This window comes from Acinetobacter sp. ANC 4204 (genome assembly GCF_002135205.1).
Lineage (GTDB): Bacteria > Pseudomonadota > Gammaproteobacteria > Pseudomonadales > Moraxellaceae > Acinetobacter.
The window spans coordinates 540,135-561,272 of the sequence record NZ_NEFZ01000002.1; the positions used below are offsets into that span (position 1 = coordinate 540,135).

At 40.8% G+C, this 21,138-nt stretch carries 20 protein-coding genes; 6 read left to right on the forward strand and 14 right to left on the reverse strand.

Annotated elements, in window-relative coordinates:
• Window positions 1–21: 21 nt before the first annotated feature.
• The 10 genes from B9T36_RS06370 to B9T36_RS06410 all read right to left on the reverse strand — a co-directional run bounded on the left by B9T36_RS06370 (window position 22) and on the right by B9T36_RS06410 (window position 10,536).
• Window positions 22–1,476, reverse strand: a complete 1,455-nt coding sequence (locus B9T36_RS06370; RefSeq protein WP_086208674.1) for a benzaldehyde dehydrogenase — start codon at window positions 1,474–1,476, stop codon at window positions 22–24.
• A gap of 101 nt (window positions 1,477–1,577) precedes the next feature.
• Window positions 1,578–2,459 (reverse strand): transporter, encoded by an 882-nt coding sequence (locus B9T36_RS06375; protein WP_086208675.1) that lies wholly within the window; start codon window positions 2,457–2,459, stop codon window positions 1,578–1,580.
• A 412-nt stretch (window positions 2,460–2,871) separates the two neighbouring features.
• Entirely contained in the window at window positions 2,872–4,668 is a 1,797-nt protein-coding gene (locus tag B9T36_RS06380) for a sigma-54-dependent Fis family transcriptional regulator (protein WP_086208676.1), read from the reverse strand.
• A gap of 244 nt (window positions 4,669–4,912) precedes the next feature.
• Complete coding sequence (locus B9T36_RS19235) at window positions 4,913–5,077, reverse strand: hypothetical protein (RefSeq protein ID WP_228146974.1); 165 nt, start codon at window positions 5,075–5,077, stop codon at window positions 4,913–4,915.
• A gap of 1 nt (window position 5,078) precedes the next feature.
• Complete coding sequence (locus B9T36_RS06385; protein WP_228146975.1) at window positions 5,079–5,831, reverse strand: HPP family protein; 753 nt, start codon at window positions 5,829–5,831, stop codon at window positions 5,079–5,081.
• A gap of 20 nt (window positions 5,832–5,851) precedes the next feature.
• Window positions 5,852–6,562, reverse strand: a complete 711-nt coding sequence (locus B9T36_RS06390; protein ID WP_086208677.1) for an LrgB family protein — start codon at window positions 6,560–6,562, stop codon at window positions 5,852–5,854.
• Complete coding sequence (locus B9T36_RS06395) at window positions 6,555–6,974, reverse strand: CidA/LrgA family protein (RefSeq protein WP_086208896.1); 420 nt, start codon at window positions 6,972–6,974, stop codon at window positions 6,555–6,557. The genes B9T36_RS06390 and B9T36_RS06395 overlap by 8 nt, the downstream gene beginning before the upstream one ends.
• A complete protein-coding gene (locus B9T36_RS06400; protein ID WP_086208678.1) occupies window positions 6,974–8,626 on the reverse strand; it encodes a nitrite/sulfite reductase in 1,653 nt (550 codons plus the stop codon). The genes B9T36_RS06395 and B9T36_RS06400 overlap by 1 nt, the downstream gene beginning before the upstream one ends.
• Before the next feature lie 69 nt (window positions 8,627–8,695).
• Complete coding sequence (locus tag B9T36_RS06405; protein ID WP_086208679.1) at window positions 8,696–9,517, reverse strand: hypothetical protein; 822 nt, start codon at window positions 9,515–9,517, stop codon at window positions 8,696–8,698.
• 320 nt (window positions 9,518–9,837) lie between these two features.
• A complete protein-coding gene (locus B9T36_RS06410) occupies window positions 9,838–10,536 on the reverse strand; it encodes a hypothetical protein (protein ID WP_139841347.1) in 699 nt (232 codons plus the stop codon).
• Between the two features lie 348 nt (window positions 10,537–10,884).
• Here B9T36_RS06410 and B9T36_RS06415 point away from each other — a divergent pair, with 348 nt between their 5' ends.
• Entirely contained in the window at window positions 10,885–12,096 is a 1,212-nt protein-coding gene (locus B9T36_RS06415) for a lactate oxidase (protein WP_086208680.1), read from the forward strand.
• Between the two features lie 109 nt (window positions 12,097–12,205).
• On the forward strand, window positions 12,206–12,973 hold the full coding sequence (locus tag B9T36_RS06420; protein ID WP_086208681.1) for an ABC transporter permease: 768 nt from the start codon (window positions 12,206–12,208) through the stop codon (window positions 12,971–12,973).
• A 52-nt stretch (window positions 12,974–13,025) separates the two neighbouring features.
• On the opposite strand, the gene B9T36_RS06425 is transcribed toward B9T36_RS06420, so the two are convergent.
• Window positions 13,026–13,943: a LysR family transcriptional regulator gene (locus B9T36_RS06425; protein ID WP_086208682.1), complete on the reverse strand. Its 918-nt coding sequence runs from the start codon at window positions 13,941–13,943 to the stop codon at window positions 13,026–13,028.
• An 86-nt stretch (window positions 13,944–14,029) separates the two neighbouring features.
• On the opposite strand from B9T36_RS06425, the gene B9T36_RS06430 reads away from it, so the two are divergent.
• Window positions 14,030–14,521 carry a GNAT family N-acetyltransferase gene (locus B9T36_RS06430; RefSeq protein ID WP_086208683.1) on the forward strand — a complete coding sequence of 164 codons (492 nt, stop codon included), beginning with the start codon at window positions 14,030–14,032 and terminating at the stop codon, window positions 14,519–14,521.
• A 280-nt stretch (window positions 14,522–14,801) separates the two neighbouring features.
• Here the strand turns inward: B9T36_RS06430 and B9T36_RS06440 are convergent, their stop codons facing one another.
• Window positions 14,802–15,263 carry an Lrp/AsnC family transcriptional regulator gene (locus B9T36_RS06440; protein WP_086208898.1) on the reverse strand — a complete coding sequence of 154 codons (462 nt, stop codon included), beginning with the start codon at window positions 15,261–15,263 and terminating at the stop codon, window positions 14,802–14,804.
• A 109-nt stretch (window positions 15,264–15,372) separates the two neighbouring features.
• Between B9T36_RS06440 and rarD the strand changes: the two genes are divergently transcribed.
• The gene (gene rarD, locus B9T36_RS06445) at window positions 15,373–16,278 is read left to right on the forward strand and encodes an EamA family transporter RarD (protein ID WP_086208899.1); all 906 of its coding nucleotides are present in this window, start codon (window positions 15,373–15,375) and stop codon (window positions 16,276–16,278) included.
• 154 nt (window positions 16,279–16,432) lie between these two features.
• Here rarD and B9T36_RS06450 read toward each other — a convergent pair whose 3' ends face one another.
• Window positions 16,433–17,344: a LysR family transcriptional regulator gene (locus tag B9T36_RS06450; RefSeq protein WP_086208685.1), complete on the reverse strand. Its 912-nt coding sequence runs from the start codon at window positions 17,342–17,344 to the stop codon at window positions 16,433–16,435.
• A 97-nt stretch (window positions 17,345–17,441) separates the two neighbouring features.
• Between B9T36_RS06450 and B9T36_RS06455 the strand changes: the two genes are divergently transcribed.
• Both B9T36_RS06455 and B9T36_RS06460 read left to right on the forward strand, forming a co-directional pair.
• Window positions 17,442–18,683 carry an MFS transporter gene (locus B9T36_RS06455; RefSeq protein WP_086208686.1) on the forward strand — a complete coding sequence of 414 codons (1,242 nt, stop codon included), beginning with the start codon at window positions 17,442–17,444 and terminating at the stop codon, window positions 18,681–18,683.
• A gap of 13 nt (window positions 18,684–18,696) precedes the next feature.
• Entirely contained in the window at window positions 18,697–19,032 is a 336-nt protein-coding gene (locus B9T36_RS06460) for a gamma-glutamylcyclotransferase family protein (RefSeq protein WP_086208687.1), read from the forward strand.
• 131 nt (window positions 19,033–19,163) lie between these two features.
• Here the strand turns inward: B9T36_RS06460 and B9T36_RS06465 are convergent, their stop codons facing one another.
• The gene (locus tag B9T36_RS06465; RefSeq protein WP_416202556.1) at window positions 19,164–21,050 is read right to left on the reverse strand and encodes a bifunctional metallophosphatase/5'-nucleotidase; all 1,887 of its coding nucleotides are present in this window, start codon (window positions 21,048–21,050) and stop codon (window positions 19,164–19,166) included.
• Window positions 21,051–21,138 lie beyond the last annotated feature (88 nt).

The window sequence follows — 21,138 nt, forward strand, 5'->3', positions numbered from 1 at the left end:
TGTAATAAATGATTCAACTGATTAAAAAGGATAATGTGGTGCTTGCGTCTGTACAGTCATCCACTGCCATTGGGTAAATTCATCGGCATTGGCAGGGCCACCGATACGCGTTCCGTTTCCTGATGAGCCGAAACCACCAAATGGATTGACTGTTTCATCATTCACCGTTTGATCGTTGATGTGTAGTAAACCGACTTTGAGCTGTGCCCCCAGCTGCATCGCACGTCCCACATTTGAGCTAATCACACCGGCTGAAAGCCCGTAGTCTCCATCGTTAGCAAGTTCAATCGCTTGTTCATCTGTGCTAAAAGGAATCAGCACTGCCACAGGGCCAAAAATTTCTTCACTAAAAATTGAGTTATTGGCCGTCACATCCGAAAGCACAGTTGGTTCAAAAAATACGCCATTGGCACATCCGCCTATTTCCAATGTTGCGCCCTCTGCAACTGCTGCATTGACTAATTGTTCGACACGTTGCGCTTGTTTAGCATTAATCAGAGGGCCAATGGTGACATGACTTTCACTCGGGTTACCCACCACAAAATTTTTCACTTTTTCAATTACACGCTGTTTGACTTGTGCATAAATTTTCTGATGAATCAAAATTTTGCCTGAAGTCATACAGATTTGACCTGAGTGCAAAAATGCACCCCATGCGATATTTTCAGCAGCCAACTCGATATCCGCATCATCTAGAATAATCAGCGAGTTTTTACCGCCTAACTCTAATGAGACTTTTTTCAAGGTTTTTGCAGCATTGGCGCCGACTATACGCCCGACATTTGTTGAACCCGTAAACTGAATACTGGCAATATTTTTATCCAGTGTCAGTGCTTCTCCGACTTCAGCTCCACCCGGTAAGACATGCAACAGACCTTTCGGGAGTCCTGCAAGTTCAAAAATACGTGCAATCGCATAACCACTACACACAGCTGTGCGTTCATCTGGTTTAAGTACCACTGCATTACCCAGTGCTAATGCAGGTGCAACTGCACGTAATGCTAAATAGAGTGGAAAATTAAAAGGTGAAATCACCCCAACCACACCAAGCGGTAAGCGTTTTGCAATGCTGAGTTTCCCATTTTGGGTTGGCAGGACTGTGCCCTGATCCGCAGCAGGTAAACCGATACAATGCTTGAGCACTTGAATAGAAATACTGACTTCAAAACCTGCTTTAAGCAGTAAAGAACCACTTTCTTTCACCAACAATTCAATTACATCTGCTTGGTGTTCCGTGAGTAAAATGGCTGCCCGCTCAAATACCGCTTGGCGTTCTTGATAACTCAGTGCCCACCATGCCTGCTGTGCAGTTTTTGCCTGTTGCGCTGCCTCTACCACATCTTGAGAGGAAGCATAGCCAATTTCGCCCAATTCTTGACCTGTCGCCACCTCAACCACGCTATACGTCTGTTGGGCTGGTTGCCATGAACCGTTGAATAGTTTTTTATCCCAAATCTCTTTTGCTAATATCGACATAATCACCTCTTGAAAATTGACCTAAACAATCCACACATCCATCCATTTTCATCGTTGCAGAACTGAAGCAATGGATGTGTTGTCATCGCACATGCTTTGAATTAAAAAATGTAAAAAAGTCGAAAGTTTAGTCCAAACTCTTTCTTCAACCCACTTTCGACCTGCGTGTCTGAAACCAACTGTGCACTCAATTGCATTTTGGCATTCATCATGTGCTGGAACTCAAATCGAGCCTGTTGCTTTTCCATGTTTTGATTGAGCTGAATGCCATCCAAAGATTGTTCACCGCCATAGCTGGCTGCATATCCCAAGGCAAATCGCTGCTTGGCATTTAAGTCATAACGTAAATTGACCTGTGTTTGATAACTGGTGTCTTGAGACAGGGTCTGATTGCCACTGCCTGCTTTATCATTGTCTCCATACCAAATTGCATCTTGATAAAACTCAAAGCCCCATTTGCCATAAAGCGGTTGTACCCAAGCCAACTGCACATCATATTTAAAACGGTTTTCACCCAGATTCACGGCATCATTTTTATCGTATTGTCCAAGCGGTAAATAAATAAATGGAGTTACCGCGAGATAGCGACCCGAAGCCCCTTGTTCAGGTTGATTAATCAACCAAAAAGCAGAGGCTATAATCGGATCTGCAAAACCCGATGCATTATTCAAATCTGCATCACCAATTTGAGTATTTCGCACCGATCCAAAAGGAATAACCACTTGCGGCGTTGCACGTAAACCTGCGATGTCGGTGTAATGAATGAAACGTGCAATACCAATATCTGAGCGAGAATCAGCATGGGTTTTATCACCCTTTTGGTAGTAACCATCCATTTCACTATGTTGATAATAAAAAACCCCAAGATTGGTTCCGCTCGGGAGGGTTGTATAATCCCCAACATTCACATCAATGGCATGACTCTGTGATGCGCACAAAACACCAAGTATGAGTAATCCCGCATTTTTATTCCCAAAATGCATAACATGTTCCCTTTTATCCAAATTATCCTTAATGGCTCATCTCTTTTCTTGAGCTTGTTTTAATGACCTTTAAATGCATTGATCATTTGCCAAAAATCATCAAGCGTCCTGCTTGACCGAGTATGAGTTGTAAAGTTATTGCAGAATGCATGCCATAAATTTAATCAATAAATATCAATAACTTGAGTGTTTGTAAAAATTACTCATGTCCATAAAGTAGACATACCAAAAAAGGACTGTCCAATTACTGGACAGTCCTGCTGTAAATTAAGATTTTAAAAAATCTCTTGAGGTAAATTGGTACTCTGTATACGAAACTTAGACCCAAAGTCCGAAACAGTATTGCGTTTAAATAACAGTAAAAGCTAAAGATATGGGCTAGATAGCTCAAAGCTAAGTTATGTAATAACACCTAACTGCTGATGTATTTATACACCGTTGTTCTTGAAATATTTAAGCGCTTGGCCGTGCGTGCAATATTGCCATTTTCTTCATCTAATACCTGCATGACCATCTGTTTGGTCATCGCATTTAAGTTTGGATTTTCCACTGCTAGCATAGACTGATTCGCCGTTTGAACACCATCCGAGGACTCAGGCAAATAAAGCTGTGTCAAAACATCGCCCTCATTAAACGCAGCCGATAACCTTACAATGTGAATAAGCTCACGGATATTCCCCGCCCATGTATAGGTCTGAAACTGCTGCTCGACTTGAGCTGACCATTGCGAGATGCCAAACTGATGTAAAATACGATGGAAAATCGCTTGCTTATCTTGTCGTAAACGTAAAGGTTCCAGATGCACTTGAAAACCACAGATCCGATAATATAAATCGCTACGGAATGTCTGCTGTTCAATTTTCATTTTCAAGTCTTGATGGGTTGCACATAATAACTTAAATGCTGATTTAATCGGCTTTCGCCCCCCAACCCGATAAAACCGTTGGTCTTGCAAGACGCGTAAAATTTTGACTTGTAAATGTAAGGGCAAATCACCAATTTCATCGAGAAACAAAATACCTTGATCCGCCAGTTCAATCAGTCCTTTTTCACCTTGCTTTTTTGCTCCTGTAAAAGCACCGCCTTCATAACCAAACAGCTCCGCCTCTAATAAATGGTCAGGAATCGCGCCACAGTTAATGGAAATAAAAGGTAAGTCAGCATCCAGCTTTTGATGTAACTGCTGTGCGAAGTGGTCTTTACCCGTACCCGTTTCTCCTGTGATCAGCACTGGAATATCTGCTTTTAAAGCTCTTAGGGCCTGATCAAGCACCTGCTGCATAGCGATTTGTTTGGTCTGTCTTATTTCGGCTCTATGCAAGGCATACAACTTTGCATAGAAAAATGCGTGATCGTGACTTTGGATAAAAAATGAACCAGTTGTCTCAAGCTGACTCAATGTCTTTGTTAAAAAGAAATCGTAAATACCGCGACCTAATAACAGTTCAATCGAACAGTTGAGTAATTTCAATGCCATTTGATTGGCTTTCACAACTTGCCCATAATTATCCAGCACGATCATGCCTGTATAAGCATTTTCAATTAAGTCTTTTGAATGTTGGAAATAAAGTACACGTTGGTTTGGTTTGAGTTCTGCAAGAATCAGTTTATTTTCTAAAATATAACTTTGATAGAGTAAATGCCGAAGCCAATTGCTCGCCAAAAGCCCTTGCGGTGAGGTGATATCTAAAGCGCCTAAAACTGCTCCTGCTCCATTAAAAATAGGCACAGACGCACAAGAATAATTGGCAAATTCATCCAAATAATGCTGATGTCCCGTCATGATCATAGGCTGTTTTGACAAAACACTACATGTCGGTGCAATTGCTCCAAATATAGAAGGATCAATCACTCGACCTGTCCGTAAAAAGTGATACTGCTCGTCTAAGTCTGGATTATGGCGTTCGGCAATAATTTTAAGCTGTTGATTAATTAAAAAAACACTAACATCCTGCTGTCCAAATAACTGCCAAATATCGTTTAAAACGACTTCAGCAAGTGCAGCAAATCTGACATCCTCACAAGACAGATGATCGACAGGAAAATCATGTAACGAGGTCAGTTTAGAAAAAGGACTTAAACCCGCTTTTTTCGATCTTTCCCATGCTTGTAAAATTGGTGAATCTCGCTCCACAATCTCTGGAAGCACACCAGTCGTGTAAAAATTGTATTTAATATTTTGCCAAGAAAATTCAGATAAACCATCCATGAGCATATCCCAAATTAAACCGTTTCTTTAAATCCTACATGTGCTGATTTGAACGTATTTTTATGTACATCTACTACTCATTTTGATGTTTGAGAAGCAAGTCTATTCCGTACCGTAAAATACATTCAATTTAAACACGAATACCGCGCTATAGTTTTAATCACTTTCAATCAACACTAAACCAATTTTTCTGCACCAGAAGTGATGAAAAAACTTCAGCTACTCCATCACCATAAAGCTATGTTTAGGATTTCTCAATACCCATATTTTGAAAATAGCTACGATAGACATAAACACAGCCGAGTGAAAAACTCGCCATCAGGCAGGAGGCAACAGGTAAAGGCATCACACTGTCTTGAGGAAAGACAAAAACCAAAAATGGAAAGGCATATACCGCAGGAATGCGCATATCAAAGAGCTTGAGCAAAAGAAACATTAAAGGCATATATAAGGGTGAGTATTATCCCATCTTGAATCCACAACTGCATAAGCACGGCAATTGAAATCGACAGTGTCAACACAGCAATCTGCTTAAGATACATTTTCAACGAATACATCATCATATTTAATGATTCATACACAACCACTGTAATCGGTGGAATCAGTGCCATCGCTTCAACCCTGAAAATAGCAGCGAGTGCAAAACCGATTAAAGTAATACTGGCATACACACCTATTTTTCGTCGATCAAAATTGCCTTTCCGCTCTATGCCCTGATTCAGTTTAAAGAGCACAACACCCAACATCAGCATAAAACTGGTGACAAAAATCGAAATCAAAAACGATAGTTCATAAGCTTGGGTCACAATCGGCAAGAAACCCGTGGCCAGTGCTGGCGGTAATATATAGTTAAACATCCGCATCACCAACAACATGGCACATAGAACCAAAACCAGTTTGAATAGATATGAAATTGGCATCAAATTAATACAGAACCCGATTACAGCAGTCAGACTCGGTAAAATAAAAATTTTATCTGGCTGATTCAGCCACTGTTTATCTCGATAAGCCCACAATCCAACGGCCATCGCTGCCATTTCAGGCAGAATGATTTCACGATCATTCAGTCCATAAGCCGCTACCACCATGAGCAAAATAAAGAGAAAAGCCATAACATAACTTTGGGAGCTTAACGTTGTCTTTGCCTGTGACATCGGATTCATCTACGGTTCCTTATTTTGATTTAAAACGCTATAGCACCAAGGATGTATCTCGTCAGTACGATCACGCTAGGAGCAAAAAGCACCATGATTATTCCTGAAATAATCATGGAAAGGCTGGCAATGACGCCTTCTAATTCATGACGCTGTCTTGCCCGAGCAATACCCATAGCATGTGCAGCATTACCCAGTGCAGTACCCGAAGCAATTCTGTTCTTGCACCGCATCCATAACAACAGAACATCTCCCAACAACATACCTACCAAACCTGTAATCACAGTAAAGAGTGGAATCAGGCTGATGGATCCCCCCACTTTTTCGGTGAGCACCAAAGCAAAAGGAATCGAAATGGAACGCGCCAACAAGCTATTTTTAACGATGTCATCAAAGTCCAATAGACTCGCCAAAAACCAACTGCTGAAAATACCCACCAACATGGCGAAGCTGGAGCTGAACAGCAACACTTTAAAATGTTGCTGAACCATACGGCGATAACGAAAAACAGGAATAGCAAAAGCCACCGTAATTGGACCAAGCATTGCCACCAAGTACTGGGTATAGTGGTAATAGTCTTGGAACTGGTGCTGAAATATTAGAATCAGTACGATGCTCAAGATGGGCACAACAATAATCGGGGACAAATAGATTTTTTGGGTTCGAACAAAGAGCCTCTTTGCCATGACATAGCACAGCACGGTCCAAGCCAAGTAAAAAACACCCCAAAACTCAGTCATCTTGATTTTCCTGCATCGTCTGTTCTGGTTTTGAGTCGCCTTGCTTTAAGCACATAGCGACGGTATATACCGAAACCAACATGACCAAAGCGGTACTGATCAAAATCACCAGTAGAATTTTCCAACCACTGGCGATCAATAAATCCTGATACTGAATCACACCGACCACAGGCGGAATGAAAAATAGCAACAGTTCAGCCAGTAATAAATCTGCACCGCGTTCAATCTGGGCTAATTTCAACCACTTCATTTCGAGTAAGAACAACAGTAGAAAGAAGCCCAACACACCCGACGCAACAGGCAGATTCAACAGCTTTTGCAAGACATAAGCACCGCTCCAAACGGCCAAAATAGTCATGATTTGGTAGCTCGCGGTTTTTAGCGTTTTCAACGGAGTTTGGACGTCCAACATCATCCGATGTCCGCATAAGCCCGTTGTTTAAATGGCTGAATGGAGACACGTTTATAAGTTTCCAAAAAGGATTCTTGCTCCAAACGCAAATCCAAATAAGTATTTAAAATTTCTTCGAGCACATCTGGAATATCTTCTGCGGGAAATGAAGGGCCTAAAATATCACCAATGGATGCATCATGATCTGAGTTACCCCCTAAGCTAATTTGGTAATATTCAGCGCCTTTTTTATCGACACCCAAAATACCAATATTGCCAACATGGTGATGCCCACATGCATTCATACAGCCTGAAATATTTAAATCAACTTTACCTAAATGATATAAAGCATCCAAATCATCAAAACGGCGAGCAATCGCTTCATACACTGGAATAGATTTGGCATTTGCCAATGAGCAAAAGTCGCCACCCGGACAGCAAATCATGTCGGTCAGGAAGCCAATATGTGCACGAGCCAAATTGCCACGATCCAAGACTTGCCACAGTTCAAACAGATCCTTTTGGCGTACGTCAGTTAAGGCAATATTTTGCTCATGCGTGGTTCGCAGCTCACCAAAAGTATATTGGTCAGCCAAATCTGCAATTAAGCGCATTTCATCGGAAGTCATATCCCCCGGCGCCACACCTGCCCGTTTCAAGCTGATCGTAACAATGCGGTAGCCCGCGACTTTATGTGCATGGGTATTGATATTGAACCAGTGTTTAAACTTCGGATACTGCTGGAACAAAGCCTCAAAATCGTATTGTTCTAAAGCTTCATAGGTAAATGGCTGAAACACCGCATCCATTTTCGCCAAGACACTGGGCTGAACCTTGAGTAGTGTTTGAGTATGTGCAAACTCAGCTTCAACTTTTTCAGCAAAACCTGCTGGGGTCAGGGCTTTCACTAAAATTTTAATACGTGCTTTGTATTTATTATCACGGCGGCCATGCAGGTTATAGACACGCATGATGGCATCTAAATAAGCAATTAAATCTTCACGGGCTAAAAATGGCTTAATCACATGTCCCGCTAAAGGTGTACGCCCAAGCCCGCCACCGACTTTAATTTGATAGCCCAACTCCCCTGCTTCATTTTCCACCACATAGACTCCCACATCATGAAAGGTCGTAGCAGCACGGTCTTGCTCAGGGTGTGCACAAACCGCAATTTTAAATTTACGCGGAAGGAATGAAAACTCAGGATGGAAAGTACTCCACTGGCGAATCAATTCGCAGGTCGGGCGCGGATCTGTGAGCTCCCCTTCAACGACACCTGCATATTGGTCTGTGGTGGTGTTTCGAATACAGTTACCACTGGTCTGAATAGAATGCATGTGTACCGTAGCAAGTTCCTGCAAAATATCAGGCACATCTTCAAGCTGCGGCCAATTCAGTTGAATATTTTGACGCGTTGAAATATGTGCATAGCCACGATCATACTTCTGTGCAACCTCGGCCACCTTCCGCAGTTGTACTGAGTTCATTAAGCCATAAGGCACTGCCAAACGTAGCATAGGAGCATAGCGTTGAACATATAAACCATTTTGTAAGCGTAAGGGACGATATTCTTCTTCAGTCAGTTTTCCCTCTAAATAACGCTGGGTTTGGTCGCGAAACTGTGCGACACGTTCATTTAATAAATTTTGATCAAAGTCTGTATATAAAAACATGGGGATGACCTAAGTATATGCATCAATATGAAAGAAAAGCTGTTTTAAATGGGAGATCAAAAACGTAAATTAGGCAAAAAAAGTCGCCTGCTTTCGGGACACGCCATGTTGTAAACAGGTCTGCATATACTCGGCATAGACCGATAATTTTTCATAGATATGCTCGGCATAAAACATATCTTCGATCAATTGAGTCGCTTGCTGTAGGCTATAACTGCCGTAGCTCAACAATAATTCTGCATTCAGCGTGGCAAATTTTTCACATAAAGCAACATACTGTTCATCTTTGTTTTTAAAGAATAATTTACGCATATTCCAGTCACGACTGTCGATAATACTATCTTGCGGATGGATGCGAATATAGTAAATTTTTACTTTAAAAAACTGCTCAAGTTCCGCTATTTTTTGCGTATTGAGTGCCAGTGCAGTCACCAAGAAAATCTGTGAAACATCGGTTCGACAGAGTGCTTTGATCAATGAACTATAGAAAAAATCGACATCGTCTAAACTGGTATCACTTAAATCTAAATAAAGATTCAGTGCCTCAAGCACATCATCTATTTTTAAGTTTTGTCTTTGCTCAGCTTGATAGTAACGGTTGAGGATATTAAGAACAGATGGTGTGGCTGGGCTGTTATAAATCACAGGGTGATTTAGATTCGCCAAGATAAAAGGTGCAAATAAAAACGCTGCGCTAGCTTGTTCTGCTTGAATAGCGGACTGCACAATATACTGAACTTTTGAACTTGCAAAATCACGTAAAACTTTGGCACGTAGCAATGTTGCTTCTAAGTTTAGATATTGCTGAGCCAGCACATGCTGTAGTTTTTCTGAAAATCCCTGTCCTTCAATCAGTTCAGACATTGTATTCAGTTGCTGTGTTACAAACATTAGGCCACCATCAAGATTGTGATTCTTTCTTGAAACAAATTTTCATCCGATTTGATGGAAGTAAGTAGCTACAGTAAGGCGGTAAAAAACTATAACAGAATTTTATTGATGTCTTTTTCTGGTTTTATTCTTCAGTTTCCAAACGCACCATAAAAACAATTCAGTTTAGAATCCCTCTGATGATGCGGTTTAATTTTAACGACTCTTTTATCTAAATATAGTCTACTACAGTGTGTGCACATCCAAATCAAGGCGCTTGGTCGTATGAATCCAAAATTTAGCAGTTATACACTGTTACAGTGTCTTGCTCTTGCAGATGATTAAGGCTTGAGTAGCCATTCAACAGAACGATCAAATAGCTTTAAACCATCATTAGACAACAGAGTAAATGTATCATTATGCAGGAAAAACATGAGTCTTTTGGCTGGCGCTAAAGATTCATAATCCATGGTTGCGCCTTTTTCATAGCCCCAAATAGCAACTTTTTCAGGTTCACCATAAACGGTTGCAATAATCGTTGCACCTAAACCAGGTTTCCCCCAATTCATGCTTTCTTGTTTGCTATATACATTTGCTGTACCTGCGGGGAGTTGAGCAGATAACTCATGTGGTGCATTGACCAACCATAAATAGCGTGTTTTTTCTACCTCACCAAAATCCGTTCCTGTTCTCTTCCCAGTCATTGCAAGGTCATCAACATAATCACTTTCCCATGTCATCAAGGGTATAGACAGATACCGCCAGCCAGATTTTAAATTTTTTGAACCTACAGTTGAGGATAAAATCACTAAATCTGTATTTTTAATTTGTTTAGGATCTTGGCTCTGATCAAGAATCTGTACTTGATAACCCTCTGCTTGTAAGTGCGACTGAATTGCTAAATCGGTTTTATAAGAAGGTCCATTCACTTGAGAAATGAGTGTGATATGCGGTGCATTGGGCTTTGCTTGCGTACACAGGGATATCAGCAAACATACTGCACCAATAACTGATGCACACATGAAACGTACTTTTTGCATTTTAGAACCTAAAAAATAGAAAAGAATGATCTAGAAAGACACATCAAATTAAATAGCCCTACAACGTTGATAGCAGACAATTGATTTCATGTTAGATCACGTCGCAATTTGCGATTTAGAAGATAGCATATATTTTTGAAATTAAGCTGCTATGGGGTAAATGAGCTAACACGACCCGATTACTATACCCATCTGTAAAGTACATTTAAGCTGTATTCGTCATATAGATGAGACACTTCTTCCTATCCTACTTATTGTTTTGAACGCCTAAAAAATAAAAAATAACGTCATCTCCCAACACATTCTAGTCCAATCATCTATATGTTTGAATCAGGAAGGAACATCGAAATGAAGTCAAAGCACCATAAAATTGTCTTATCCATCAGTACATTGGCAATCGCCATTGCCACCAGCTTCAGTAATGCAGCAGAGACCAGCTATAAAGCCAGCAGCGTGAACCAGCCCATTAAAATCGTGAATATCGCGTCTTTAGAAGCACAAGCTAAAGCACAAATGCAACCAGGTGCTTTTGGGTATATCCGTGGTGGTGCAGAAGATGAAAATAACTTACGAAGTAACACTTCTGCTTTTGACAAAAAATATATCATGCCACGCATCATGCAAGCTATTGAATTAAAAGATATTAACCTGAACACCAAGTTCTTGGGCATTGACTTAAAAACCCCGATTATTCAAGCTCCTATGGCTGCTCAGGGTTTAGCCAATGTCGATGGTGAGCTTTCAACTGCCAAAGGTATGGCAAAAGCAGGTTCTATTTTTTCACTCAGCACCTATGGTAATAAAACCATTGAAGAAGTGGCTCAAGTTTCAGGAAAAAATCCATTCTTCTTCCAGCTTTACATGAGTAAAAATGACAAGTTCAATGAGTTTACCTTGAAGCGTGCCAAAGAGCATGGCGCTAAAGCCATCATTTTAACAGTGGACTCACCTGTCGGTGGCTACCGTGAGGATGACATTAAAAACAACTTCCAGTTTCCCTTGGGCTTTGCAAATTTAGAACTGTTTGCTCAACAAAATAAAGATGGCTCGAAAACAGGTAAAGGGGCTGGTATTAGCGAAATTTATGCCCAAGCCAAACAAGCCTTCACCCCGTCAGATATTCAATATGTAAAAAAATTGACCGGTCTGCCTGTGATTGTCAAAGGGATTCAATCGCCTGAGGATGCTGACATGGCCATTCGTGCGGGTGCCGATGCCATTTGGGTATCTAACCACGGCGGTCGTCAGTTAGATAGTGGTCCATCCTCTTTTGATGTGTTGCCGGGCATTGCCAAAGTCGTCAATAAGCGTGTTCCTATTGTTTTTGACAGTGGTGTCCGTCGTGGTTCACACGTATTTAAAGCCTTAGCCAGCGGTGCTGATGTGGTTGCCATTGGTCGCCCAATTCTCTACGGTCTACAACTGGGAGGTGCCGAAGGCGTCAACTCAGTGATGGAACAGTTCAATAAAGAACTCCGCATTAGCATGATGCTCGGTGGTGCCAAAGACATTGAAGCGGTGAAAAAAACCAAGCTCTATACAGACAAAGATTTTGAATAAACACTGACGGTTTTATACCCAAGTCGTTGGCAACCCTGCTGACTGCTTGGGTAAATGCTTATGTGATAAGTCTTGAAATAAACTATTTCACTCAATTTCGAGTTAAACAATGAATGGACATCAACGCCTAGTAGCCGTACATGCCTTGGCAACTCAAGAAATTCGTCGATTTCTGCGAATATGGCCGCAAAGCTTATTCGCTCCTGCACTGACGCTGACTTTATATTTATTCATTTTTCATAATTTGGCTACACCACTCGCCAATAGCGCAGATCAAGCTAACTCTCTGCACTTTATTGTGCCGGGGTTAATGCTGATGGGGGTCATCACCAGTAGTTATGACAATGTCAGCCTTAGCTTCTTTAGTGCTAAATTTAGGAAAACCTTAGAAGAACTACTAACCAGCCCCATGTCTAATCATCTGATTGTGCATGGTTATTTGATAGGCAGTTTAATACGGGCTTTTATGGTTGCAATGATAAGTAGTCTCATGGCATGGGCACTTACAGATCTAAGCCTAATGCACCCCATAGTCCTATTTATGATCCTTTTCATTAGTGCGATATTCTTTTCACTGTGTGGCTTAATCAGTACCTTTCTGATTGATGACTTTGACCAACTGGCAGTCATTCCCAACTTTATCCTCTTGCCTTTACTTTTCTCATCGGGGATTTTTTATGATATTGATGCGCTGTCTCCCCATTGGCAGATGATCCATGCGTTCAATCCAATAACGTATCTGGTTGATTGCATTCGTTATAGCTTCATTACGGGTGTCAGACCCAATATTCCTTTAATTATGTCGGCTTATGGGGTCAGTATCATGGCTTTATATCGGCTCGCCGATTCTTTATTGACTAAAATGCGGGATGTATAAAACACTGATCTGATTAATGTCTTGATCAGTGGTCTATTTTTTAGAGACAGCATCAAATATTTGCAGGCTCAAAAACATTCAATAAAATCTGACTCAGCCAACTTTGGGGTGAAGTCGTTTGATGCGAGGCCAAAGTATAAAGATTGACAGTATAATCGGGGACCTTAATCGGCAAGTCAAAAACATCAATCTCATGTATCGTTCTGAATTGTTCAACAGCTTTACTAGGTAAGGTCATGATGAGATTGCTAGACTCCAAAATATAAGGTGCAACCATCATATTTGGTAGTTCCAGCGCAATTTGTCGTGTAATACCCATGGTTTTTAAGACCCGATCGACAATTCCATGATGTTCCCCCCATGCACTCACTCGAATATGCTTTGCCTCCACATAGTCCTCAAGTCGCATCGTGCTGTACAATCGCTTAGGTACAACAACAACATAACGATCTGAAAAACAGAGCTGCTCTACTATTGCCGAATGATTCATTTCACCTTGCTCGGAATATCCAATAACTGCATCCACATGTCCTAAGACTAAACTTTGAAACAGCGCCTCTTGTTGTTCAAACATAATTCTTATTTTGATATTGGGAGCAATCACACTCAGTCTTTTCATGAGAGAAGGCAGAACACAAAAAGCCGTATAGTCTGTTGTGCCAATCACAAATTCCATCGTACTTGAAATGGGATCAAATGGTTCGACTTGAAATAATTGCTGAGAGATGAGCGCTAAGCTTTCAAAAATGGAGGGCGCTATTTCCTCTGCTTTTTTGGTTGGCAACATTTCCCCTTTCATACGTACAAACAAAGGATCCTCCATCACATCTCGCAATCTATTCAGCGCATGGCTAAAGGCAGAAGCACTGATATAAATAGACTCAGCGGCCTTAGCTACACTTTTATGCTGATACAAAGCGCGAAAAACCAAGAGTAAATTGAGATCAAAAGCATGAGGTATAGAGTGCATATTATTCATTTTTCAATGTAATAAAATGCAGTATATACACTTAATTTATGCTTTAGAATATTTTCAAAATTATCCGAGTTTCTCTTATGCAAGAAATTATTCGTTCTGTTCAACTCACTGATGTTGCACGTTGTTTCGAAATTGAGTCTGCAGCATATTCAGCAGATGAGGCGGCAAGCCAAGCAAAAATTCAAATTCGAGCCGAACAATATCCCGAAGGTTTCATTGTTTTAGAAGTGGAACGTCATGTTATCGGTTTCATTAATAGTGGCTGCGCCGATAAAGTCGTAATGTCTGATGAACACTTTAAAGAATTAAAAGGCCATACCCCCTCTGGCGCGAACCTTGTCATCATGTCTGTCGTTGTTGACCCTGTATTTCAAGGACGAGGTTATTCGGCAAAACTCATGACCGCCTTTATTGAGAAAGCAAAAAGCCTGAACAAAGCTGCAATCTATTTGATGTGTAAAGAACAGTATCTCAAACTGTATGAGAAATTTGGTTTTCAACTCCTGCAAAAATCAGATTCGACTCATGGAGGAATGCAATGGTATGAGATGAAGTTAGAGCTTGCTTGACATGAACCCAGTTCGGTTCATTCGTCTTGCCAACATCTTGATTAGCGTGCTGGTTTTTGTTGTCATTTTTACACCAAACGTCAAATCATATTTGTGGGGGGCCATTGTATTGACTCTATGTCTGATCTGCGTTTCCTACCAACGTTCAGCAGAAGGTCTATGGGTAGGAATCGGCTTGTTATTAATTGCGATCAGCTTTTATTAGGTGAATGCTAGATCAAGCAATATATTTAAATCAGATAAAACTGATGCTTTTGTGTGATACAGCGCTGTCCTTCATTTAAGACTGAAAAGGCACGTCTAATGTCGCTTTGATACGCTCTAACACAACAGTGGTTTTAAACCACTGTACATTCGCATTTTGATGAAAAAGCTGATCACATAAGGCTTGAAAGCGACTCATACTCGGCACCAAAAGTACCAACATAAAGTCCGCCTCACCTGTTACGTAATAACACTGCTGTACTTCTGGTATTGAAAAACTCGCTTTTAACACATCAAGATCTGTCACATGAGTTTGGTTAACACGAACCTCGACAAAAATCGTAACCACCTGCCCCAGTTTGTCTGGATCCAGTACTGCGTTATTACCAATAATATAACCACTGTCTCTTAATTTTTGAATGCGACGCTGTACTGAGGCGGTTGATAAATGCACCAAGTCTGCCAATTCTCGTAGTGGCGTGAGGCAATCTTTTTGCAGATGCTGTAATAAAGCGAAGTCAAATTTATCCAATTGCATCAAGCGCATTCCACGAGAAAATTTCTCATTTAAGCTAAACAATATAAGCCAATTTATCAATAAGACTGCAATAAAATATCACTTATTCATGCGTTTTAAGACCCGTTTTATGCCTCAGCATCCCAATACAACACTTGGCATTAGTTTAAATGTCACGGCCTCAGTGCTATTTGCATTAATGTTTGCCTATACTTCACTATTGGGCTCTTTGTCAGGCACAGAAATTTACGGCTGGCGAATTGTATTGAGCATTCCCTGTTTGACACTTTTTATATGGCTAAAAGGCAATTGGTCTCAGGTAATTGTGATTTATCGCCGTTTCTACCAAGAGCGCTTTTTCGTTTTAACACGCGTGTTATCTTCGTTTTTAATTGGGATTCAGTTGTGGCTGTTTATGTGGGCACCCAGTCATGGCTATGGACTGGATGTTTCACTCGGTTATTTTATGATGCCAATTAGCATGGTGATTGTGGGTCGGATTGCGTTTAAAGAACGAATGTCTCGTTTTCAACAACTGTCCTGTGTTTTTGCAGTACTGGGGATATTGAATCTCTTAGCCATTTCTCAAACCCTGACTTGGCCCACTCTGCTGATTTGCTTGGGTTATCCGATCTATTTTTGGCTCAGACAAAAAACGGAGACAAATAATATAGGCGGACTTTGGTTTGACATGATGCTGAGTGTTCCTGTCTGTCTATACTTTATTATGCACGGTTCTATCGTCACAGAAAGCCTATCTGCAAGTTCACATACACTGTGGCTCATTTCAGGACTTGGATTAATCAGTGCACTGGCTTTGGCATTTCAGTCCTTGTCTGCCCCACATTTAAACTTAAGTCTGTTTGGACTGTTGGTTTATGTCGAACCCGTATTGTTAGTGGCCGTTTCAATCGCCTTAGGAGAAAGTATTACTTTGGCAGAATGGCCAACCTATATCGCCATTTGGCTCGCAGTATGTGTGCTTATGTTAGAAGGGTTACAGCAATTAAAACGAAACCGTAAGTTAGTGGTCTAAATCATTTATTCCATTGTTGTCCTAAACAGCTTTAATTTAGCTGTTTAGAGGGCAATGGGACTACAACTAAATTGAACTGATCACCCTGATATAAAATACTTTTAACTCGATGGATTATGTACTGACAACTCAGACTCAAGCGAGATACATGAAATCAAAGTGAAGCATTTAAAAGGTGATGTTGTCTCACAATACTATTCAATAAGCTGGAAAAGTTGATTGCAGGTTGGCTATGCAGATCTGCTTTAAACGCAATACCGAGTCCAATGGTTGCGGTTTTATTTTTTAGATATTTATATTTAATCCCTTCAATTTTGAGCTGTTGGGTGGACTCAGGCACCAAAGAAATCCCTAAGTTCGCCGCAACCAACGATAAAATTGAAACAATCTGAGGCGCTTGCTGTCCAACTTTTGGGGTAAAACCATGCTGTTGGCAAGTATTTAGAATCGCAGCATACAGCCCAGCACTCACCTCAGGAGGAGAAACAATAAAACTTTCATGTGCAAATTCTGCAAAATCCACCATCTCTTCATCTGCGGGATAATGTAAAGGCAAAGCAGCAATCAACTTTTCATCAATCAAGTTACGAATCGTAATAGCTTTCGGGTACTGTGCAGGTGGCCGAACAATCGCAATGTCTAATTCATTATTCAGTAAACTTTCAATTAAAATCAAAGAATTGGCTTCTTTTAACACCAAATTCACCTGTGGATATCGCTGCTGAAATGCCTGAATGGCAGGCGGAATTAAAGAATTTAAAATTGAGGTGCCTGTAAAGCCGAGCCTTAGTTCTCCCCATTCACCATTTGCCGTACTTTGGGTCAATTTCACTGCATTTTTCAGTTGGTTCTGAACGGGCAAGACCATTTTAAGAAAAGTTTCCCCTGCTGGTGTCAGTGCAACGCCATGAGAGTAGCGATAAAAAAGTTCAACGCCGATTTCATTTTCCAACTTTTTAATTTGCATACTCAACGGTGGCTGACTTATGCCAAGACGCAAGGCTGCTTTAGAGAAACTTTGCTCTTCTGCGATAGCAATGAAGTACTGAATATTGCGCAGTTCCATATATAAAAGCTATACCATTATTGAGTTATATATATTATACATATACATCTGCACTTCTTAAAATAAAAGCTCTTCTCCATATTAAGTCAGTTAAGTCATGAAACTGAGCTCTTCGATAGAAGCAGACTGGTCTACCTTTCAGCAACCCATTCCACAAACGATCAACAAAGGTACACGGGAATATAAAAAAGCGGGTATGGCGTTGTTCCTATTAGGCTTTGCCAGTTTTTCACTAATCTATTGCGTACAGCCCTTGCTACCGAATTTAAGTCAAAGTTTCCATATTGCGCCCAGTGCAAGTGCGCTTGCATTGTCTTTAACCACGGGCTTTTTAGCCATGTCGATCGTGCTATCCAGTGCTTTTTCACAAACATTGGGCAGAAAAGGGCTGATGTTTTTCTCGATGCTTTTGGCTTCAATACTTAATGTCGTGTGCGCAGTTTCACCGAGTTGGCATGTACTCATGCTTTCAAGAAGCTTAGAAGGTTTTGTTTTGGGTGGAGTTCCTGCTGTTGCTATGGCTTGGATTGCAGAAGAAATTAGCCCGAAAGATTTAGCTAAAACCATGGGGCTATATATTGCAGGCACAGCATTTGGTGGCATGATGGGACGTGTTGGCATGGGTATTTTGACCGAGTTTTTCTCATGGCGTATTTCCATGGCGATTCTCGGCGGCATCTGTCTGTTCTGTGCATTAGGTTTTTTGAAACTCTTACCTAATTCGCGAAATTTCACTGCCCAGCAAGGTCTCTCTTTTAAGTTCCATCTACATGCATGGTATGCACACTTAAGTCATACACGGCTGTTAAAAATTTATGTCATCGGTTTTTTGCTCACCAGTATCTTTGTCACTTTGTTTAATTATGTGACCTTTAGACTGTTTGCAGCACCCTATCATTTAAGCCAAACTCAGATCAGCCTGATCTTTTTATCTTATAGTTTGGGTATTATCTCCTCTTCTATCGCAGACCGAGTCGGCAAAAAGCAGGTGATGATTTTGGGCTTTTCATGCATGCTTTTAGGCGTGCTACTCACCCTTTCTGCATCTTTATTTCTGATTATTCTTGGTATTGGCTGTGTGACCACTGGCTTTTTCATTGCCCATGCCATTGCCAGCAGTCGCGTAGGCGAACTCGCAACATCCAATAAAGGCCACGCCACCTCCTTGTATCTGCTTTTTTATTATTTAGGTTCAAGCATTATAGGCGCCTATGGCGGAAATATTTGGCAAAGCTATGGCTGGAATGGCATCGTTATCTTAAATATTTTTCTGATCCTAATTGCACTCATCGTTATTTTTTCAATAAAACCACTCCATTCATCCACCCCAACACCTTAGGAATTTCGACCTCATGCAACAACACTTATTTGTCTACGGTACTTTAGCTCCCAATAAACCCAATGCCCATATTTTAGAAGCGATTGGCGGTACATGGCACAAAGGATCTGTGAAGGGATGGCTTAAAGAAGCTGGTTGGGGTGCAGAACTTGGCTTTCCTGGCCTGACACTGAGTCCAGATGGGCAAACTATTAATGGATATATTTTTAGTTCAGAACAATTAGATAGCCTGTGGAACAGCTTGGATGAGTTCGAAGGCAGTGAATATCAGCGTGTTTTAACTGAGGTCACTTTAGAGAATGGGCAAATACAACAGGCCTATGTCTATGCACTAAATCAGCACGTATAAATCGTATTTTTATGTAGCGAAGTCTCAAAAATTAAATGAAATCGAATACGGATGATTGCTCATTTAAGCTGATGTTTGAATGGTCTCAAAGTCAGTTACATACCAACTGACTTTGAGACATTAAACCAGTTTTACTCTTTATAATGTTGTGTACTGTAGTGCTCAACAGGTAAGCGTGTTAACACCTTTTGTCCTTTCGCACCTGGCATGCTTTCGACATACTGTAAGAAAGCTTCAGCATAATCTAAACCCACATCAATCCGACGATCACCCGTGATACCTTTTAAACTGGTATAAAAGTCTTGACCATCGGCAAGGAAATTAATGGTAATCACTTGATAAGTTTGGTTTACATTTAAAGGCAAATACTGTCCATCAGCATTTCGCACTTGTAAATTCGATACCCGTTGGCCTTTGGTTTGGGTTAAATCGACATCCCACGTTAAGCCCCCTGTATAGGGATAACTGCCAGTGTTGTTCAAAACCACGGCATCAATCGCGTCTTCTAAAGTTGATTTAATTTCCTGCCCCGTGGCTTGTAATTGCACCAATGTATTTTTAAAAGGCAAGACCGTATAAATTTTCTCAACCGTGATATCGCCTTGTGGTACATCGACTCTGACCCCGCCACCGTTTTGAATCGAAATATCCGCATTAAAATACTTTTTGCCTTGTTGTAAAAAGGCTTCTGCCACCAATTGTTGCACATCTCCACCATGTTGATTGGTGAAATCAGCTTTATTGCAAATATCTCCTAGACTTGAACGTGAGGCATCTCTAGTGGTGCCTGGAACACGACGTAAGCAAAGATTGCTTTCAGCTCTTGCTACAATTTCTTTGCCTAATAAATTTTTAGCCACTTTATACGGTTCTAAAATACTTAAAGCCGTCGCATCAGGCTGTACAATTTGTAAAGCATTGCTATTTTCAACATCTTGCCTAATATGCGCGATTTCAGTTGTATTCAGTAGGACTGCATCTTTTGCGGTACGTTTAAAGTCATCACCAATCAATACATTGGCCTTACCTGTACAAGCATCAACTTTACCATTGGCGTCAAAGTTGACTTTTAACTGCCCCACCACATACGCATATTGCCATGCTTGTACTACGCAAACTTGATCACCCTCTTTATTTTTCAATAAAGTTGGATAATCACCCTCAGGGGTGATGCCATAGTTCTTCAATTTTGCATCGGCCAATAAAGTATGCGAATCTCCGCCCACAATCACATCAACTCCAGATAACTGCGTAGCCAGTTCTTTTTCCGCCCCGTAACCCAAATGCGACTGTACAATAATTTTATTGATGCCTTGCTGTTTTAGTTCATCAATATATTTCTGTGCAGTAGTCACTTCATCTTTAAATATTGTATCTGTATTTGGGCGTGATGCATTTTTGGTCTTATTGGCAATGGTGAGGCCAATCAATGCAATTTTTTGCCCTTCTTTTTCTATAATGGTATACGGCTTCACCAAATCTGTTCGATACAACGGTGAACTTGCCCCAAACTCGACATTGGCACTGAGTATCTGAGTTTTAGTCTTACAACTGCCTTTATCGTTTAAAAAACCCATAAACTTTTGTAGACCAGCATCTGTATTATCAAATTCATGGTTGCCCAAGGTCATCGTATCGAAACATACCGTATTCATAAGGTCTGCCTCGGCCTCACCTTCTTTCAAGGTAAAATAGAGATCCCCCGTTATGGCATCTCCTGCGTGAATTTTGATTGCATTTTTCTCACGACTCGCCAAATCATTCATCAATGCTGTGACTCGTGCAAAACCACCATTCGAGACTTGGATTTCCTCTCGCTTTCCTGCCGAAGTTTCTAACATTAATTTTACCGTCTCCTCATCTAAGTGTGAGTGGCTATCATTAATGTGGAGAAGATTGACTTCGAGTGCTTTATTCTGCACGTCAGGTGCAGTATTGTTTTTATTATCGTCGTCATTACATCCAACAAGTACGCTGCTACACAATAAAAAACCACCACTCAAACTTAACAGCTTAATGGCTCTATTTCGAAGAATCACGGTTGTCCCCAATGCTTATTTATTAAACAACCATCATGCAAGGGCACCGTTTAAAATTCGTGACACT

Coding starts and splice junctions, on each gene's coding strand:
- rarD (WP_086208899.1), top strand. CDS start 15,373: ATGCCTCAGCATCCCAATACAACACTTGGCATTAGTTTAAATGTCACG.
- B9T36_RS06430 (WP_086208683.1), top strand. CDS start 14,030: ATGCAAGAAATTATTCGTTCTGTTCAACTCACTGATGTTGCACGTTGT.
- B9T36_RS06425 (WP_086208682.1), bottom strand. CDS start 13,943: ATGCACTCTATACCTCATGCTTTTGATCTCAATTTACTCTTGGTTTTT.
- B9T36_RS06420 (WP_086208681.1), top strand. CDS start 12,206: ATGAATGGACATCAACGCCTAGTAGCCGTACATGCCTTGGCAACTCAA.
- B9T36_RS06395 (WP_086208896.1), bottom strand. CDS start 6,974: ATGTTGGACGTCCAAACTCCGTTGAAAACGCTAAAAACCGCGAGCTAC.
- B9T36_RS06370 (WP_086208674.1), bottom strand. CDS start 1,476: ATGTCGATATTAGCAAAAGAGATTTGGGATAAAAAACTATTCAACGGT.
- B9T36_RS06455 (WP_086208686.1), top strand. CDS start 17,442: ATGAAACTGAGCTCTTCGATAGAAGCAGACTGGTCTACCTTTCAGCAA.
- B9T36_RS06390 (WP_086208677.1), bottom strand. CDS start 6,562: ATGACTGAGTTTTGGGGTGTTTTTTACTTGGCTTGGACCGTGCTGTGC.
- B9T36_RS06415 (WP_086208680.1), top strand. CDS start 10,885: ATGAAGTCAAAGCACCATAAAATTGTCTTATCCATCAGTACATTGGCA.
- B9T36_RS06410 (WP_139841347.1), bottom strand. CDS start 10,536: ATGCAAAAAGTACGTTTCATGTGTGCATCAGTTATTGGTGCAGTATGT.
- B9T36_RS06400 (WP_086208678.1), bottom strand. CDS start 8,626: ATGTTTTTATATACAGACTTTGATCAAAATTTATTAAATGAACGTGTC.
- B9T36_RS06380 (WP_086208676.1), bottom strand. CDS start 4,668: ATGGATGGTTTATCTGAATTTTCTTGGCAAAATATTAAATACAATTTT.
- B9T36_RS06460 (WP_086208687.1), top strand. CDS start 18,697: ATGCAACAACACTTATTTGTCTACGGTACTTTAGCTCCCAATAAACCC.
- B9T36_RS06440 (WP_086208898.1), bottom strand. CDS start 15,263: ATGCAATTGGATAAATTTGACTTCGCTTTATTACAGCATCTGCAAAAA.
- B9T36_RS19235 (WP_228146974.1), bottom strand. CDS start 5,077: ATGCGCATTCCTGCGGTATATGCCTTTCCATTTTTGGTTTTTGTCTTT.
- B9T36_RS06405 (WP_086208679.1), bottom strand. CDS start 9,517: ATGTTTGTAACACAGCAACTGAATACAATGTCTGAACTGATTGAAGGA.
- B9T36_RS06450 (WP_086208685.1), bottom strand. CDS start 17,344: ATGGAACTGCGCAATATTCAGTACTTCATTGCTATCGCAGAAGAGCAA.
- B9T36_RS06385 (WP_228146975.1), bottom strand. CDS start 5,831: ATGAATCCGATGTCACAGGCAAAGACAACGTTAAGCTCCCAAAGTTAT.
- B9T36_RS06375 (WP_086208675.1), bottom strand. CDS start 2,459: ATGCATTTTGGGAATAAAAATGCGGGATTACTCATACTTGGTGTTTTG.